The organism is Ruegeria sp. YTSA064 (genome assembly GCF_059610325.1).
In genome coordinates this window covers 53473-70734 of the sequence record NZ_JBXWNK010000016.1, presented here as the reverse complement: position 1 = coordinate 70734, position 17262 = coordinate 53473, and the positions used below count along the sequence as shown (strand labels likewise).

General features: G+C 54.9%; 16 protein-coding genes. 12 read left to right on the top strand and 4 right to left on the bottom strand.

All coding sequences use genetic code 11. From position 1 onward, the window contains the following. Positions 1-76: 76 nt before the first annotated feature. The 12 genes from AC2FI7_RS20735 to AC2FI7_RS20680 all read left to right on the top strand — a co-directional run bounded on the left by AC2FI7_RS20735 (position 77) and on the right by AC2FI7_RS20680 (position 12307). Positions 77-862: a trypsin-like serine peptidase gene (locus tag AC2FI7_RS20735; RefSeq protein WP_010438788.1), complete on the top strand. Its 786-nt coding sequence runs from the start codon at positions 77-79 to the stop codon at positions 860-862. Continuing rightward, positions 859-1677, top strand: coding sequence for a trypsin-like serine peptidase (locus AC2FI7_RS20730; protein WP_010438791.1), 819 nt, complete (start codon positions 859-861; stop codon positions 1675-1677). The genes AC2FI7_RS20735 and AC2FI7_RS20730 overlap by 4 nt, the downstream gene beginning before the upstream one ends. A gap of 121 nt (positions 1678-1798) precedes the next feature. Continuing rightward, the gene (locus tag AC2FI7_RS20725) at positions 1799-2266 is read left to right on the top strand and encodes an Hsp20 family protein (RefSeq protein ID WP_010438794.1); all 468 of its coding nucleotides are present in this window, start codon (positions 1799-1801) and stop codon (positions 2264-2266) included. 381 nt (positions 2267-2647) lie between these two features. Beyond that, entirely contained in the window at positions 2648-4369 is a 1722-nt protein-coding gene (locus AC2FI7_RS20720) for an LTA synthase family protein (protein ID WP_010438797.1), read from the top strand. Positions 4370-4544: 175 nt separating this feature from the next. Beyond that, a complete protein-coding gene (locus AC2FI7_RS20715) occupies positions 4545-5624 on the top strand; it encodes a coiled-coil domain-containing protein (protein ID WP_010438800.1) in 1080 nt (359 codons plus the stop codon). Further along, complete coding sequence (locus AC2FI7_RS20710) at positions 5625-5981, top strand: hypothetical protein (RefSeq protein ID WP_010438804.1); 357 nt, start codon at positions 5625-5627, stop codon at positions 5979-5981. After that, on the top strand, positions 5968-7092 hold the full coding sequence (locus AC2FI7_RS20705) for a hypothetical protein (protein ID WP_496816888.1): 1125 nt from the start codon (positions 5968-5970) through the stop codon (positions 7090-7092). The genes AC2FI7_RS20710 and AC2FI7_RS20705 overlap by 14 nt, the downstream gene beginning before the upstream one ends. Positions 7093-7167: 75 nt before the next feature. Next, positions 7168-9099, top strand: a complete 1932-nt coding sequence (locus tag AC2FI7_RS20700; protein ID WP_496816887.1) for an AAA family ATPase — start codon at positions 7168-7170, stop codon at positions 9097-9099. Further along, the gene (locus AC2FI7_RS20695) at positions 9096-10034 is read left to right on the top strand and encodes a hypothetical protein (RefSeq protein WP_496816886.1); all 939 of its coding nucleotides are present in this window, start codon (positions 9096-9098) and stop codon (positions 10032-10034) included. The genes AC2FI7_RS20700 and AC2FI7_RS20695 overlap by 4 nt, the downstream gene beginning before the upstream one ends. Positions 10035-10046: 12 nt before the next feature. Continuing rightward, entirely contained in the window at positions 10047-11384 is a 1338-nt protein-coding gene (locus tag AC2FI7_RS20690) for a DUF6638 family protein (RefSeq protein ID WP_496816885.1), read from the top strand. 1 nt (position 11385) lies between these two features. Further along, positions 11386-11652, top strand: coding sequence for a hypothetical protein (locus tag AC2FI7_RS20685; RefSeq protein WP_010438816.1), 267 nt, complete (start codon positions 11386-11388; stop codon positions 11650-11652). 10 nt (positions 11653-11662) lie between these two features. Further along, entirely contained in the window at positions 11663-12307 is a 645-nt protein-coding gene (locus tag AC2FI7_RS20680; RefSeq protein WP_010438818.1) for a DUF1523 family protein, read from the top strand. Positions 12308-12352: 45 nt separating this feature from the next. On the opposite strand, the gene AC2FI7_RS20675 is transcribed toward AC2FI7_RS20680, so the two are convergent. Genes AC2FI7_RS20675 through AC2FI7_RS20660 form a run of 4 tightly spaced genes read right to left on the bottom strand, consistent with a single transcriptional unit; the run spans position 12353 to position 17234 of the window. Beyond that, positions 12353-13447 (bottom strand): flagellar basal body P-ring protein FlgI, encoded by a 1095-nt coding sequence (locus AC2FI7_RS20675; protein ID WP_170781775.1) that lies wholly within the window; start codon positions 13445-13447, stop codon positions 12353-12355. Next, a complete protein-coding gene (locus AC2FI7_RS20670; RefSeq protein WP_010438823.1) occupies positions 13444-14451 on the bottom strand; it encodes a flagellin in 1008 nt (335 codons plus the stop codon). Before AC2FI7_RS20670 ends, AC2FI7_RS20675 begins: the two co-directional genes overlap by 4 nt. A gap of 2 nt (positions 14452-14453) precedes the next feature. Then, positions 14454-15905 carry a flagellar hook-associated protein FlgK gene (gene flgK / locus AC2FI7_RS20665; protein WP_010438825.1) on the bottom strand — a complete coding sequence of 484 codons (1452 nt, stop codon included), beginning with the start codon at positions 15903-15905 and terminating at the stop codon, positions 14454-14456. Positions 15906-15938: 33 nt separating this feature from the next. Next, positions 15939-17234, bottom strand: coding sequence for a flagellar hook protein FlgE (locus AC2FI7_RS20660; protein ID WP_120981298.1), 1296 nt, complete (start codon positions 17232-17234; stop codon positions 15939-15941). Positions 17235-17262: the final 28 nt, after the last annotated feature.

The window sequence follows — 17262 nt, the reverse complement described above, 5'->3', positions numbered from 1 at the left end:
ACGGGCCGCATTTGCCCTATTTTCGCCGTACCCACAGCATACGAATGTTGATCGGACCACTTGACCGGAGACCTGTGTGCGCAACTGGATCACGGCTATTACGCTTAGCTTGCTGCCTTTGGCAGGGCAGGCGCAGGATTCAGGGCTTAAAAGCCTTGATACCACTGACGCTGGACGAGAGTGGATGGCGGTTGGTCGGCTGGATATTGATGGAACCGGGTTCTGCACCGGATCGCTCATATCTCCAACGCTGGTTCTGACCGCAGCGCATTGCCTTTTCGATAAAGCGACGAAACAGCGGATTGATCCGGCGCGGATCGAGTTTTTGGCGGGTTGGCGTCTTGGGCATGCGTCGGCATATCGACCGGCACGGCGCACGGTGGTGCATCCGGAATATAAATATGTCGGTGATTTATCGGCGACACGCGTACGTCACGATATCGCATTGATCGAGCTCTGGCAGCCGATCCGCAACACATCGGTCATACCTTTTGAAACCGGACACCGCCCAACTCGCGGTGAAGAGGTCGGTGTTGTCTCTTACGCCCATGACCGGTCCGAAGCACCGTCTCTGCAAGAGGTCTGTTCAGTCATCGGCCGTCAGGCGGGCATCCTGATCATGTCTTGTGACGTGGATTTCGGAGCGTCCGGTGCGCCGATTTTTTCGTTTGAGGGTGAACGCCCTCGCATCGTTTCAGTCGTAGCCGCCAAAGCTGAAATGCAGGGTCAACGCGTTGCGCTGGGCACCGACTTGAACGAATCTTTGGAATTGTTGCAGGCCGAGCTTTCCCAAGGGCGAGGTATGAACGCGTCTCTGGACAACAACACCAAACATCTTGGAGCAAAATTCGTTAAGCCATGACCCGGTTATTATTCAAAATTATTTTATGTTTTTCCGTTCTTGCAACCACATCTCAGGCCCAGACCGGAAACAAGCGCCGTCTGACTGACCGGGATGATCTGTACGGATGGGAAGCGGTTGGCCGACTGGATTTTGGCGATAAGGGTTTTTGCACGGGTACATTGATTGCTCAGGATATCGTATTGACGGCTGCCCACTGCGCGCTGGACAAGGCGACTGGTAAATCATACGCCCCCGGCGAAGTGACATTTCGCGCCGGGCTAAGCGATGGCGAAGCGCTGGCCGAGCGGAAGGTTATCCAGATCGCCGCGCACCCGGATTTTGTCGCGAACGCCCCTGTCTCGGCCCCTCGGGTTCGGGTGGATGTGGCTCTAATGCGGCTCGAAGAGCCGATTCCCTACTCTATTGCTGATCCGTTTGCCCTGCACAGTGGCCGCGTAACCGACAATGAAATCAGCGTCGCATCTTATGGGCGCGGCAGGGAAGACGCGATCCTGCGGCAGCGATCCTGTCACATTCTTCAGCGTGGACAGGGCCTGATCGTGTTTAACTGCGACGTCACATTTGGATCGTCTGGCTCGGCCATTCTGGCAAAGAAGGGGCCGCGCTGGCAGATATTGTCGGTTGCCTCGGCAATTTCAACGAATGGAGGTCAGAAAGTCGGCTACGGTATGGAGTTGTCGGGAATCGTTTCAGAATTGAAGGCGATCCTGCGCCGTGATGCACCCCGGCCAACGGCCACGATCCGCAGATTGCAGCCCGGATCAGACAAATCCAGCTCGGGTGCCAAATTCATCAGCGCCGGCGGGTCTTGAACCCGAACAAACTGCTTCCCATGTGAGTTTTACCGGATCGCCACGATTGGGGTCCGGGAAACTCACCGCCCGTCCATACCGGAGGGCAAATTCGTAAATCGCTCAATGATGAGGATACGACATGCGTACATTTGACTTTGCACCGCTTCACCGCGCCACTATCGGTTTCGATCAGATCGCAGACATGATGGACAGGGTTCTGACCAACGACGTGGCTCAGCCCAGCTATCCCCCTTACAACATTGAAAAGACCGATGCTGACACCTATCGCATCTCGGTCGCTGTTGCCGGGTTCTCTGAAGCTGATCTGTCAGTTGAAGTAAAAGAAAATTCGTTGGTTGTCTCTGGCAAGAAATCCGCCGAGGACAAGGATCGCAGCTACCTGCACCGTGGCATCGCGACCCGCGCATTCGAGCGCCGTTTCGCCCTGGCCGACCACGTTCGCGTCACCGGCGCAAGCCATGAGAACGGCATGCTGAACATCGACCTGAAGCGCGAAGTGCCCGAAGCCCTTAAGCCGCGCCGAATCGAGATCTCTTCGGCAAATGCCATCGAAAAGGATGTGGTTGACGCAAAAGCCGTGAACTAACGCCTTTGATCACGTCGCGATAATCTTCTCCTCTCTGGGTTATCGCAACACACGCCCCGCGTTCCTCCAGACGCGGGGCGTTGTCGTTCCAGAGTAATGACCGAATGGACCGACTTCTGGCAAATTAGCCTATCGCGATTCGAATGCCGAGGTGTGCCGTTTTTGCCAATTTTATCTGGGTACAGAGAACAATGAGTTCCGGTCGCCGACCGAAACAGATATCTATCGTAAATACATCATCCCTGATTTCCTCGGGCTAAATTTTTTGGGCAAGAAGCGTTGAACAGTTATTCTAAGCACCACTTGTCCAAGTTTTCCGTCTCAAATTATTTAATCTGCGCGGCGTGCATTCTAGTCGCAGTGTTCTTTGTCAGATATGGCATGATTGACGCTAGCCTGTATCAAACGCGTGACGATGGTGTCATTACAATGAGTGCAGGGCGAAACCTTGTTGACTTTGGCTTTGTCGGCGTAAGTCCCTCTGGCCCAATTGTCGAAGCATCTTCCAGCCCTGTGCAAATGATTCTATATGCCGCTACCTATGCTATGACCGGCATTAATTACGCATCATTTGCCTTTTTACAAACGCTTGTTGCGACATTGCTATTGGGCGCGGCGGTAGCTTTGGCACTTGGCGTTTCAAGGGCCGAAGGTCTGTTTTCTATTCTGCTATTGTCGCTCGCATTGAGTTTTGTGTATCCATTTTTCCTCTGGCATGGGTCCGGGATGGAAAACGCTTTAACTCATTTCCTAATCGTACTGAGCATCGCAGGGCTTGTTCGGATGATAAGGTGCAAGCGCGTGTCGTTCCTCTGGGCCATTCCCTTGGTCCTAACGTGCTTTGTAAGGCTGGAGCTTCTGCTTACTATAGTGGCTTTATTAGGTTTGTTTTCAGTCTATTGGCAGCGCAAGTTTCATTCATTTGGGGCGCTAAAGTTTTCGTTTTTGGTTGCGGCGCTATGTGTCGTCATTCATGGAATTCGATTTGCCTATTTCGGAGAATTCTTCCCAAATACCGCTGCGGCGCAGGGTATTTCTCCACTTGACCGAGTGCAGGCGCTGTTATCAGGATCCGTTCAACCAATGGTCGAAGGAATGCAGGTATCGGCTTATAACTTTGTGCAAGGTGGCTGGTGGCTAGCCGTTGTTTGCCTACCACTTGTCTTCAGATTGGGGATGGACGCTGCTGATAAATTTCTGATTTCTGCGATATTAGTTGTCTTGTGCGTGGCGCTTATTTCTCCTGTATTCTTGGGCCGTCCTCGGATCGATTGGATGCGCACTTACAGCTATGTCACGGTCGTTTCTCTCCTGCTCCCGACATGGTGTGTTTATCACGCTGTTGCGTCGCGAAGAATTGTTGAACTTCGTACTATTGCTGTAGTTGGCGTTGTTGCTTCGGTCTGGATGTATCGAACGGAGCCTTACTATCTTGGCTGGGCAGTCGATGGTTTTGATCAAGTGCGTCGAGAATTCAATGCGATTGCTCAGAACAACGAAATCCGACGACCGTTGGTATCTAACCCGGATCTTGGTGTGATGTCATGGCACAAGCAGTTCAATATTCTTGATCTTGGAATGCTTGGTAGTCCGGTTATGGCGAACTTGCACAAAAATCCGGGTATTGCCGATTATGTACTAGACTTCACCAAGCCGGATATCGTCGAAAGCCATGGCTTTTGGACGGGACTATACTGTAGGGATCTATTTCAGGATGCCCGCTTCCAAGATCAATATCGATCAGTATCACCTAAGCTCTCAGTCCAAGAAATGTGCGGTGCACGACGGAATGAAAAAGCCATATGGATAAGAAAATCAATAGAACTCGGTTCTTCCAGCGCAGAAAGGCAGTTCCTGGATCGGCTACAAGATGAGTTTTTGATCGATACGATCAAACAAGAATTTGATCTTTGTGATCCTGAAAAGATTGACTGCCGTTATGTAATGCGAACCGTTTTTCGATTCGTCCCGGAACTGATGGAGCAAAGGCAACTGAATGAAGTTCTTTCTCTTTTTGATGATGATATCGAGCGCGCGTATTTATCGAGTGTCTACGATAATGACGCGACTGACAAAATTACAAATCACTTCTTCATAGATTAAAGAGCAATTTGGATGTTTCGGGAAATCCATCTTGGCGTTTCAGTCTATGGTATCCCTTCTTTCATTTCATGTCTGAATTTGCCAATCTTCGTGGGGATTTAACACTTAGAGGGATGTAAATCTGTGTAACATCCCCTATCTTATTGGGTAGATAAGAAAAAAAGGAATAGGACAGATGTCGAACCAGCAGTTTGAAGCGTTGATTCAGGAAACTCAGGCCAAAGTGCGCGAAAGTCAGTCGCAGATCGAAGGGTTGACTTCGCGGATCGAAGCGGCACGGGCCAAGATTGGCACCGCCGAGGCGGATATCGACATCGAAAATGCAACGCTCGAGGATGTGCACGCCCATACCGAGGTGATGAACGCAAACATCGCCGAGCTGATCATGGGTTTGGATGATGTCACCAATGCGTTTTCCAAGGATTTCGACGAGATGCGCTCGAAAACCGGGTGGGAGTCGTTTGTTGGCATCTTCGCCAAAGCCAAATCCGAGTCGATGCGGCAGGAGCGGATGCGCACAGCAAATATCGACGACAAGCTGCAGGACCTGATCGCCAAATCCGACGTGATCGTGAAGCTGCTGGAGGGGCAGTTGTCGGTGCTGGAAGAGCAGCGTGTGAAGGTTGAGGACAATCTGAGTGGCACTTTGGACGACCGCGAAGCCACGGTGGCCGAACTGGAAGCGTTGCGGGCTGAAATTCAGGGCATGGACCCGACGATCATCACGCTGGAGAACAAGATCAGCGTCGAACAGGACGCCGCCGCGCGGACCCAGTTAGAGACTGAACTGGCCGAGTTGAACAAGCAATACAACGCCAAGGTTCAGGAAGAGCAGGTCAAGTTGGCCAAGTCCCAGACGCTGGAGCGGTATATCGAGAAGGGCAAGACCTGGGTCGATTCACTGCAGAACCAGGCGGCGACGCAGATGGTGCTGATCAACAAGCTGCAGACAGACACCCAACAGCGCGTCGTGCTGTATGACGCGCTGACCAAATCGCTGAAAACCGCGCAACAGCAGGACGTGGCCCATCGCATCAACGAGATCGGCGTGCAGACCGACCAAGAGGCGCAAACCGCCATGGCCGCCATCGGTACCGCGACCAACCAGAAAATGGCCGACATGCTTGAGGCGCATGAGGACCACATGGTCTTTGCCCGCGACGTGCTGGAAAAAAAGGCCAAAGCGGATGAACGTTTTGCCCGTCGGTTTGCCTCGATTGTCGAGAAGCATGATAAGAATTTGTATGGGGGGTAAATGGCCTCTTTCATATTGATGTTTGGCCCAATGGTCGTGTTGATGCCGGTATTGGCAATTGCGTTGGTTGTTTATGTATTAGCACTGTGGGTTTTGGCGCTTTTGGGCCTGCACAATGCAGCCAACGTGGAGGGTATCGCAGTTATTTTCGGAGTGCTGCTATTACCGGCCTACGTCTATTTCGTCGTCCGTATTGTGGTGCCAGCTTTTTGGTTCGGCATGGTGAATATGTATGAAGAAATACTTCACAGTGATGGTATGACGTCAGCCGAAGCCTTTGGTTTTTGGCGGGATCGTTTCCGGCTCGTCTTTGAAGATTGGGGCAGATACAGGAAATTTATCCGTGGTCGAAACTAACCCCACCCAAGACCATGTCGGCCTGACCGACACTTTCGCCTCGCAGCGCTACTTCCGCAAATTCGAGGTGATCACCGTCCACCTCCTGCGCGTGGCCGCGACGATGGAGGCCGAGGGCGCGATCAGCAAGCAAGAGGTGCGGATCGTGTCGCGCTACCTATCGGGGCTGCTCTACACCTTCCGCGCGCTATCCATGAAATATCTGCTGGTCGGGCGCGATACGGGGCGGTTCTTTGGCAGCCTCGCCATGGACAAGCGCGACAGCGGGTTTCCGGTAGCGGCCGAGTTGCTGACGATGGCCAATGACGCGCAGCAGGCGCAGGTGCATCTGGCCAATATGCCCTCGGAAGACGACCTGAAAACCGACATGGTGCGAACGATCATCGGCGATCAGGAAATCCCCACCAAACTGCAATTCGCGCTGTCCCAAAGGCTCTATTACGAGGAATTGTTGAAAGGTCAGCTGTTCTGGGCCCGCAACGATCCCGAATGTCACTGGATCGGGAATGAGGACGAGCGGCGCAAGTTTATGATCCACTGGGCGGTCTATGACAGCCAGATCAACCTGCCGGTCATTTATCTGATGCAGTTGGAGGACAGTGGCAAAACTGCCCTGCCCAAGGATCAACGCCGCTGGCCCGAGGTGCAGGCGCATCTGATGGCGCAGTCGCTGGGCGGGTTGAAACTGGTGACGATTGCCAAGGGCTTCGATCAGGATTTCGATGACCTGCATCCCAAGCATCTGCGCCGTATTCATGTAGGGCCGATGTATTCCTCGGCTTATACCGAACAATCCGGCCCGCTGCGGCAGGTGCTTGAGGACGCGCAATCTCCGCAAGGCCAGGATTGGGCGTTGGCCTGGACCACCGAGGAATTGGAAAGCGAAGAGGTGATTGAAGAACGCGCCGGCTGGTTCTCGACCGTCGAGCGCGAGGTCTTTGCGTTGGACCCGTTCGGCGGGCAAGGAGCCGAAACCGGGGCCACCCGAACCCAGCGCTCGATCATCCTGCCCCAGCGTCCGTTTCAGGTGCTGGCCGAACGCAACCCGCCGGGGTTTGCAGACGTGCGCAAGTTCGTGGTCAGCAAGGCCGGACAGGTGCTGAGATATTGAGACCAGTGGCGGGCTGAAGCCCGCCCTACAGAATTTAAGTAGGCCGGGCTTCAGCCCGGCATTGCGAGGAAAAACATGAGTTTGACGTCAGATCAGATGGAATTGCGCGAAGACGACATTCGCAAGCACTACCCGGCAGCGACTGCCTTACTGAACGGTTTCGAGCATGCTCCGCGGATTGCCAAAGTGGTTGAAACGACTGTCGAACGGTCCCCTGGTGTCTCTACCGGGCGGCGCTTTCGGTCGACGACGCCGGGTTTGGTGACACGCCGTACTGCCCGCAGGGACGGGGTGCATCTGGTCGAGCGGATCGAAGCTTCAGATGACGGGGATACTCTGGTCTCACCACCACAGGCGACTTCGCAACAGGCGATACGACGTGCCATCGCAATCGCTCTGGCCGTGGCCGAGGCTTATGCGGAACAGACTCCGCTGGCCGATCTGAAGCGCGCGAATTTGGCCGGAGATCTGCCTGCCGCCCGCAAGACCGAATTCTCGGAATTGCTGACCGCTGAGGCTCTGATCACGTCACATACTTTTGGCAATGCGCTGGCCTATCTGATCTCCTCGCATTTGGGCGAAACCACCGTCGACATCATTGAGATCGAAGAGGTTCTGACCGACAACGGCCAACTTGCTCTGCATGGCGCGTTGTGGGAGCTGGATCAAACGCTGGCCAAACACGCCCCCGACGACGCCAACCTGATCGCGGCCACCAGCGCCTATGCCGAACAACTGATGGAGAAGGCCGCCCTGCGCGCCCAGTCCGCAGGCCATCTGGCGCCGTTCCAGAATGCTGCCTGGCATATCGAGGCCGATGACCTGACCATTCGAGGGTTCGAACCCGCCTCCAAGGCCAAATCCACCACTCTGACCATGACGTTCAAGAAACCGAACGAAGTGGTGGGCAACCATATCGCCAAATATCAGGCCATGAAGCTGGCCAAGATGGTTATGGCTTATGACTTTGACCGCCGCCTGAACCCGTTTGCGGAACTCGGCGGGTTCATCTTTACCTTCATGGGCGACGGCAAACCGGGCACCGGCAAGACCACACTGATCCAGATGATGGCCGGGCTGATCAACGACTATTGTCAGAACGCAGGTTACCCGTTCCGCTATCAGAACCTCAGCACCGACAATATCGACAGCTATCAAGGTAAATCCGGCCAGAACGCCAAGGCCTTTATCAACACAATCATCGACCCCTCAGTCATCGGTTTCGGCACAATCGACGATATCGACCAGCTTGCGGGCAAGCGCGGCGACCGGCAGTCCTCGGCCGGGCAGCTGGAAATCACCGCCGTGCTGATGGAGAGCTTTGCGGGCGCCAACACCGTCGTGCGCGGCAACTGCACCTTTGGCATGTTCTCGAACTACCCCGAGAATGTGGACGATGCCCTGCGCCAGCGGGCGGGCGCGCGGTTCCTGGTGGACGGGCCGCAGACGCGCGAGGACTACATCGACATTCTGCACCTGCTGATGGGCCGCAACCACGACATCCCGCTGGGCGAGCATGAAGCCTATGCTGCGCAGGAAATTAAAAAGGCCGTCGCCGCCAGTTTCGAAAGCCACTCCCGCCCGCATGAGGATGCCTTGCTGCAGGTCTATGACCAGGTCTCCGGCGAGATCGGCCAGATGGACACCATCGCCAAGTTGGGCACCTACCTCAAGGCGATCCAACAGGCGGATGAACGGTTCACCGGCCGCGCGATCAAGAACATCACCGACGCGGTCAAGGTCCGCGCGATGGATTTCGAACTGCCCGACGAATGGATGGAAAACCCCGACCTGTTCCTGTTCCGCGACTACGACAGCAAGAAGGCGATGATCGAGGACCTGCGCCAGCCGATCACGGTGGAAATGGTGATGCAGGAAATCAACCGCTACGCCGACAGCGAGTTCCGCTATGCCGATAAGAGCGACGAGGTCGCCATCGAGAACGCCGTCCGCGAGATGGGCCGGATGGAAGAAGCCAAGCGGCGGTATCTGGAGGGGGAGGAGTGACGTATTTTGGTATCAACATTCCCGTTATTTGGATTTGGTTTGTAGCCGCGGCCACCTTTCTGACTTTGGCGATACTTTGTGCCGTAAATTTCCCAACACTTCGTTGGAAACTTGCTGTCGTCCGCTTGCGATGGAATAAACAAGATAGGCTAATAAAGTTTGGCACGTTGATTACTATCGGACTTTTAATAACTACTTTTCTTATTTCCGGCCTTCCATCATGCCAAGGCGAAAACTGCCCGTCTAAGTTGGTAGCGTTTCTTTATTCGCCTCCGAACGTGGTTGGGGATACATTAGCTGGCTTTGCTGGAACGCTCGCGTTTCTCTGGATCATTGTTACGGTACTTTTACAAAGTAAGGAGTTGTCGGCGCAGCGAGAAGAACTTCGACTTACCAGGGGGGAAATGAAAGAACAGCGTGAAGCAACGCAAGAAATGGCGCAGTCTATGTCGCAGCAAGCTACACTAGCTAAAATTGAAAAACGACTGCGATCCGAAAAAGAAACTGCTGAGCTTTTTGATCAACTACTTAAAAATTTGGCAGATTTTTGCTTTAGAAGCCACTTTCCGAGATGGATATATGTCACGCCTGCAGAAGATGGAAAAGGCGGGGCTAAGGGAGCAATCAAGCTAATTGAAAAGTTTGAACCGGATGGAGAACGAATCGACGCCTATTTTCAACTCCTAGCATTCTATTTGAAAGACAGCTCAAAGCGGATTCTTGATTACAATGAGCGCGGTCAATTGGAAGATCGCCCAAAACTTGAGGGTTCTTACTCCGAAGTTCTCGAGATGCTGCGCGAAATTGTCGAAATTAAACCGCGGCTATCAGAACGCTATAGAGCACGACTGAAGGCTTTGGACCTAGAGTCTATGTATATTCACTTTCAAAGCCTAGCAGACAATCCAAATCTTTGGATTGATGAGACTGTCTAGGAGTTAATCGTTATGATCCGCCTCATCGAAAAAGGCCTGATGTTCGGCAACCTCGTCCACGTCTCCAGCCCGGCTCTGGTCGAGCGGTATAACCGTGCGCTGCAGCATCTGGCGGGCAAGACCACGGCGCTGACGGATTTTCATGTCGATATTTCGGGCTATTCACCCGAGGTGGGGATTGAGCTGGAGGACGAGCTTTACCTCAATCCCAACGGGGTCAACCGGCAGTTCATCCTGCTGACGACCGAGCAGAAACGCGCACCGTTGCTGAACGTGAGATTCTCGACCTCGCGCGATATCCTGCGCGAATTCATCGAGATGAATGAGGCGCAGCTGTTCGCCCTGACCGCCACCGATGCGGTGGCCGGAGAGCTGGTGAACTCGGTCATCAAACTCACCACCCCGCGCGACCTGTTGAACCTAAGCAAGATCGAAATTGAGGCTGATACCGCAGGCGGCACCCTGCGCAAGGCCCAGCAGCTAGCGGGCATGGTCGAACGTTTCAAAACCGAAGAGGACGCCTGGTTCGACGACGTGCTGATCGCCAAGATGATCGAGACAGCCAAGGAAACCGGCGACGTCACCCGCAACCCTGTTCACCTGCGCCACACGGCGTTCGAACAGCGTAATTTCTGGACGGCACACTTTGGCGGGCTCTACCTGTTCCCGGATATGGATCACCCGGCGGCGATTTGCATGGGCGAAAAGCCCGACGAAATGCCGATCAAATACGTTTTTGGCCCGTCGCAGCGAAACCAGATTGCAAAGTTTCTGGACTACAACGATCTGGTCGAACCCATCGTCAAGGCCCGCGGCGTGGATGCTGCCGCGATCCTGCAACAGAAAATGGACTTTCTGACCATTGCTGCGGCTGCTGACGCGGATGTTGATCTGAGCGGGTTGGACCGCAGCGACATGCGCCGCCTCGCCCGCAATCACGCGGATCGCCTACCCGAAGCGTATCACGGCCTCGCGCAACTATTGCGCTGGGCGACAGATGGCGGGCGTTGGCCGCGCATCACTTCGGACCATCCGGCCTATTTCTATACCTTGCGCGCAGCCGATACGCCGAACCGCGATCTGGTGAACATGCTGCTGGCAGAGCTTGCACCGCTGGACCCGCGCCAGCTGTTCATCTGCCACAAGGAGCTGTTCTATAAGACCTACACGAACTGGCCCGAGGCCAAGAAAGCCTATGTTGCCGATTTCCTTGCGCGAGAGTATCAGGTGGACAAGGCTGGTGCCCGTGCGGCCTTGTTTGGCCATGAGCCGGACATGAGCGGTAACGACCGGGGCAGCGAAACGGTCATCGCACGGGTTGGCCCCTGGGGCGCGGTTGGGCGGGATTGAGATGTTCGGAGCAATGCGCCTGTTGCTGATCCTGCTGGTTGTCCAGACGATCGCCTATTTCGCGCTGTCCTTTTATTCGCGCAGCGTCAGGCGGCAAAAGCTGGAAACCTGGTGGGACGAAAAGGGCAAAACCGGTAACAAAGAAGCGTTTGTTGCGCGTGGTTTGCACGTCTACGACAATTCGTTCCGGCGCAAATTGATTTTGGGTGTCTATATTGTGCCTTGGGTGGCGATTGGCGCGCTGATCTACATCGTGAATTACATGTGAGGGTTAAGGCATGGCCTATGTAAAATGGGCGTTCATTATCATCTTCTGGGGCACGGTTGCCGTGATCCTGCAGTATTCTCTACCGCAGCACGATGTTGTGCGGATCGTCAACACCTATGAGGAACGTCAGGACCTGACGGATTGGACCCGAATATTCTGGTCTGAACCCGAGGATCAATCCACGAGCCTGTCAAACCGCGATGTGCAGTTCATTCAGGCGGTGCGCGCCAACGGAAAGCCCATTGTCTATCGCAACGAAGACACCGGCTGGGGCTGGCCGCCCTATTTCAAGTTCGACACGGCGAACCTCTATACCGAGGCTAACGACGCGAAATCGACCAAGGAAAACCCCGATTGGGTGGTCGTAACGCATTACGGCTGGCGCAATGAGTTCATGTCGATCTTTCCTAACGCGATCTTCATTCGCTATGTCGATGGACCTGATGTGCGCATCATACCCTGGTTCAATATCATCTTTCTGACGATATTCGCGGCATTGGTATGGGCTATCTGGGTCCGGTGGCGCCGTTTCCGGCAAAAGAAGATCGATCCGGTTTTGGAAAACATGGAAGATGGTCTTTACGCCGCCGGTGATGCGATTGATGAAAAACGCAAAGGATTACGCCGCTGGCTGGATAGTTGGAAATCCAAGTAAGTCGAATTCAGAGAGGTTCTTTGTTGATAGCATTTGCGATACTGCTCATCTGACGATGAACTCAGCATGAAGCGCACCGGCAGCTTTGATGGTTTTCAAAATATCGATCATGTCGCGTGGCGATACGCCCAAGGCATTCAACCCGGCAACCACTTCGGAAAGAGTGGTTGCTTCGGGAATTTCCGCCAGTCCAGTTCCTTCTTCTTCCTCGATTCCAGCAAAAGTACGCGGAACGACGACTGTTTCGCCACGCGCAAAAGGATTGGGTTGAACGGCAATAGGGGCTTCCTCGACGGTGAGGGTCAAGTTGCCCTGCGACACCGCTACGCGCGAAATCCTGACATCTCGACCCATTACGATTGTACCCGATCTCTGATCGACGACAACACGGGCCTTGCTTTGGGGTTCAACCAAAATATTCTCGATCCGACCGATTGCGTGGGCGGTAGAAACTGCGCGCGTTGCATCGATGCTTAGCTCCACAGTGCCGGAGTCGCGCATGAGTGCAACGGCCCGGTTAAATTCGGTGTTTATCGCGGCTTCGATACGGCTGGCGGTCGTGAAATCCGGCTCCCTCAAAGCCAGCCTGAGTTGCGTTAGGTCGGAAAGGGTAAAGTCTATCTCACGCTCGACGCGCGCTCCGGAGGGTATGACTCCCGATGTGGGAACGCCGCTTACGACCGAAGCGGCGTCACCCTCAACCGCAGCACCACCAGCCAATACTGTTCCCTGGGCCACGGCATAGATCTGACCGTCTGCCGCGTTCAGGGGTGTCATGATCAGCGTACCTCCAAGAAGTCCTTTGGAATCTCCAATCGCAGAGACGGTTACATCAATTTGACCACCGACACGTGCGAAGGGCGGAAGTGTGGCTGTAACCAATACAGCGGCGACGTTCTTCGGGCGAAAATCCTCGCCGTTCACGTTCACACCCAACCGTTCGAGAATGTTGGACATGATTTCTTCGGTAAACGGAGAGTTACGCAAGCCGTCTCCGGTACCGTTCAGACCGACAACAAGGCCATAACCCACCAGGTCGTTGCCGCGCACGCCGTCGAAATCAACCAGATCTTTCAGACGGATAGCACCGGCGTTTGCGATACAAGGCAAGATTATCAACAGGAATGCGAGAATTTTCATCTGAGGAAGTTCACCAGCGAAAGGTTGGCGTTGCGGACGGTCACGGAATAAAGACTTTCCAGCTGGAACTGCACAGTTTGCAGCCGTGCCGCGGTTTCGTAAGGATCTGCTGAGATCAATTCACTACGTGCATACTCGGCGCTTGTATTTGCAGCTGCGTTGCGAGTGGCGGCCTGCTCAATGCGTGCTTCGGCGGCACCAACCTGGGCGCGCAGGTTTACCGTCGCGTCCTGAGTATTAGCCAATTCAACGCCGAGCTCTGTGAATAGCGCGGTACGCAGACCTGGAGACCATGCCAGCGCGTCATCTGTGGCCAGTGCTGCAACAGCGACGTCGCGTAGCGCAGACTTTAGCGCGGGATCGGTAGCGGTGATTGGAAGAGAGACCCTCTCGTTCTCGGATATTTGCATCGGGCTCAGGGTGTCGGCGCCACCCTGATAAATAACCGCGTCAAACCCCGTTGGGTCGTCGAACCAGTCTTCGGCGGCTTGGCGGATGTCCGTTGCGGTTGTGAGGCCCGACAACTCTGCTTGCAGTGCCCCCAGCAAAGTTTCAGCTGACAGTAACGGAGAGATATCGGTTGAGGTCCCGGAATACAGGCTGCGCCCACCGGCCCTTGTGTTCAGCGCTGAGATCATTGTGTCGAGTTCGTTGCGGGCCTGAACCGAGGCCTGCTCATGTGTCACGGTCTGATTTGCAGTACCAAATGACAGCAGCGATGCAGATATCTCGGCCACCGATCCGCTGAACGTTTTCAGGCTCAATTGCATTGCGTCCGTGAATAGTCGCGCCTCGGCGGTGGCGATTGAATATGCGTCCAACAGCTCGAGACTGCGATCCAGATCCAGCAGGTGCGCGTAGTCGCCGCCCAGGTGGCCTGAAATATCTTGCACCTTGCCTGTAGACATCTCATAGGACAGAGTTTCAATTTGCGATTTGATTTCGGTGCTGCGGGTCCTGAGGGTCAACCCCCGAGCCAGATCACCGATAGAGTTCAACGCCATGTTTATAGCCTCAACAAGGTATCCATCAATTCATCAACAACCGTAACAACGCGGGCGTTGGCGGCGTAGGTCTGCTCGATCTGCATCAAACGCTGCAGTTCGGCATCGCTGTCAACGCCTTGCTCTGCGACGATTTTCTGCATCTCTAATTGGGCGTTTGCTGCAAAGATGCTGCGTTGGTCCGCTGCATGTGCGTTTGTACCGGCTTTTGAGAGCAATGCTTCGGTAATTTCAGCAGCACGCATCGACCCAGTCCCGAAGCTGGCACTGGGAATCGGGCGTGCGTCTGACAAAATGACACCGAAGGCGTGCAACTGGCTTGCATCTCCAGGGGCACCGGGTGTCAAGGCACCCAATCCTGCGCGCAGTTTCCAGCTGTCGCCTCCGGCATCCGGATCGACGACGACATTTAAGGAGATGCGCGACGCAAGCCCGGTTTCCCTAGTTGCGTCAAAGCGATTGCCATCATCGGTGAATAGTCCGGGATTGGCGGTCGTTGCAGTTGGGTCAAGCCCGGCTGTTTCGAACCGCTCAATCAAGTCGCGGGCCACAGCGTCGAGGTCAGCTTGTGCTTCGACGGCAAGTTCATCCCTAACCGCGAACTGCGCCATCAGCGCGCCGCCCTTGATTTGCGCGAAATCGCCGCTGAGCCGAATGGGGCGCCCATTGACTTCGAGCCCGGACAGCAATCCGTTTGCTACGGTCATATGTGGCATCGTATCGCCGGTGGTCGTGAACGAGAGCTGGGCGGAGGTTCCTTCAATAAGGATCAGCCCGCCCTCCGCGTAGAGTGAAACCTGATCATTCTCACGCGCGACCACATTGACCGGAACTAGTTCATTGACCTGATCGATCAAAATTTGGCGTTGGTCGAGAAGGGCACCGATGTCTCCGCCCGAGTTACGGATCGCAGGAATTCGAGCATTCAGTTTCTCGATGTCTTCCAGTGTCTGATTCAGAGTATCAACGTGCTTACCAATGGTGCGATCAGCATCTGATCGCATATGCCGCAATCCATCGGACGCTGAGTTGAGCGCAGAACTGAAATCGCGAGCAGCGCGCGCGGCTTGATCCAGGCGTCGCGCCGAGTCCGGCAAGCTGGCTGCGGTAATCAGGCTACTCTCGAATTGTGCGAGCCGAGCTGCGATCGAAGTGGCGTCATCTGCGGACCCAATCAGATTTTCATAGTTTGAATGAAACTGAGATATGGTCTTGGCGGCTGCGAAATCCGCATCTGTCTCGCGCTGGTTAGCGATCAGCACCGGATCATGATGGCGCGTGACCCCGACGACACGAACGCCGTTTCCCGAAATTGGACTGGTCGCCAGTTCAAGGGATCTGCGTGCATAACCTGGCGTCAGCGCGTTTGCGATATTGCCAGAGACAACCGCCGCCCCTCGGCTTGCCGCGCTTAACCCTCCCAGAGCGTTGTTCAATGCTGTCGACATGTTCATCGGGCGCGTCCCCTTTGTTGCTTAATCACCGGATCAGCGTTTGATATTGGTTGTTTCCTGCAGCATCTCATCCACGGTCTGGATGACCTTGGCGCTAGACGAATAGGCACGTTGGGTCTGGATCATCGACGTCAGTTCGGTGGCAACATCGGTTGTCGATTCCTCGCGCGCGAAGGACACAAGATCGCCCGTCGGACCTTCACCTGCGTTCCATAAGAAGAAGGTGCCACTGTCACGTGAGGGGGCGTAAGTCTGACTGTCCAAAGCGGTCAGCCCGTTTGGATTGGGCACATCTGCCAACGGAATCTGGAACATCCGGCGACTGACCCCGGTGTCATAGAATGCATAGACATAGCCATTCTCGTCGACCTGTACGCTTGTCATTGTGCCCACAGCCGAGCCGTCGCGTGTGATCGAAACCGGTGCAAATGTGTCCGAGAGCTGCGTGATTCCGTCCGCATCTCCGATCTGGCCGATATTAATCTCCATTGGACCGCCAGCCACATTGACGACGACACTTCCGGTTGCCGGGTCATAAGCCCCACCAGACACTGCGGTGACGCTGGCCAACGTCCCTCCGGCTGTGCGGCTATCGGTAAAGGTCAGTGTATATTCTCCGATGACAGCGCCGCCCGAGGCTGAATCGCGCAATGTCATGGTCCATTCGTTGCTGCTACCGGTTGCGGGAACGGTTGGCACCAACTCGATATCGACGCTTTCGGATTTGCCCAGATTGTCAAAATATTCGACTGACAGAGGTTGCGTATCCCCCGGAGCCCCGGCGTCGGTTGCGGTTGCAGGCAGGTTCATCCGTAGGTTCATTGATGTTGTGGGGGCGCCGGACAGTTGATTAACGCTCAGCTGAATGGGTTCCAGCGCTGCGGGCGTGTCCCTCGGGACGCTAGGGATCGAACCATCCGGATTGGCGCGCCAGCCCAGAAGGACAAGACCGGATTGTGTGACCAGATACCCTTCTTCATTGGTGCGGAACGAGCCCGTCGTGGTCAGCAGCATCTCATTCGAGCCCGCCGCGATTTGCGAGCTGGGTCGAACCGGTAGCATACCTCTGCCGCGCACGGCCAAATCGGTTGAGTTGTTGGTAGTAACCAACGATCCGCGCTGATCGATCAGACGCTGGCTTGTGGTTCGGACACCGCCTGCCGAATAGCTGCCACCTTGGCCCGAGGTGACCATGGAGTGAAAGTCGATCTCAACCCTTTTGTAGCCAAATGTCGACGAGTTGGCGATGTTGTCAGAGATCGTGGCCAGCCTGTTGGCGTTGGCCTTCAGCGCTGCCACACCGGCATTCAGCGAAGAGGAAATGGTCATCGGCACGCCTTTTTGTTGCGTCTTTCGT

Coding starts and splice junctions, on each gene's coding strand:
- AC2FI7_RS20730 (WP_010438791.1), top strand. CDS start 859: ATGACCCGGTTATTATTCAAAATTATTTTATGTTTTTCCGTTCTTGCA.
- flgK (WP_010438825.1), bottom strand. CDS start 15,905: ATGAACATGTCGACAGCATTGAACAACGCTCTGGGAGGGTTAAGCGCG.
- AC2FI7_RS20685 (WP_010438816.1), top strand. CDS start 11,386: ATGTTCGGAGCAATGCGCCTGTTGCTGATCCTGCTGGTTGTCCAGACG.
- AC2FI7_RS20690 (WP_496816885.1), top strand. CDS start 10,047: ATGATCCGCCTCATCGAAAAAGGCCTGATGTTCGGCAACCTCGTCCAC.
- AC2FI7_RS20670 (WP_010438823.1), bottom strand. CDS start 14,451: ATGGCGTTGAACTCTATCGGTGATCTGGCTCGGGGGTTGACCCTCAGG.
- AC2FI7_RS20675 (WP_170781775.1), bottom strand. CDS start 13,447: ATGAAAATTCTCGCATTCCTGTTGATAATCTTGCCTTGTATCGCAAAC.
- AC2FI7_RS20715 (WP_010438800.1), top strand. CDS start 4,545: ATGTCGAACCAGCAGTTTGAAGCGTTGATTCAGGAAACTCAGGCCAAA.
- AC2FI7_RS20720 (WP_010438797.1), top strand. CDS start 2,648: ATGATTGACGCTAGCCTGTATCAAACGCGTGACGATGGTGTCATTACA.
- AC2FI7_RS20700 (WP_496816887.1), top strand. CDS start 7,168: ATGAGTTTGACGTCAGATCAGATGGAATTGCGCGAAGACGACATTCGC.
- AC2FI7_RS20680 (WP_010438818.1), top strand. CDS start 11,663: ATGGCCTATGTAAAATGGGCGTTCATTATCATCTTCTGGGGCACGGTT.
- AC2FI7_RS20710 (WP_010438804.1), top strand. CDS start 5,625: ATGGCCTCTTTCATATTGATGTTTGGCCCAATGGTCGTGTTGATGCCG.
- AC2FI7_RS20660 (WP_120981298.1), bottom strand. CDS start 17,234: ATGACCATTTCCTCTTCGCTGAATGCCGGTGTGGCAGCGCTGAAGGCC.
- AC2FI7_RS20725 (WP_010438794.1), top strand. CDS start 1,799: ATGCGTACATTTGACTTTGCACCGCTTCACCGCGCCACTATCGGTTTC.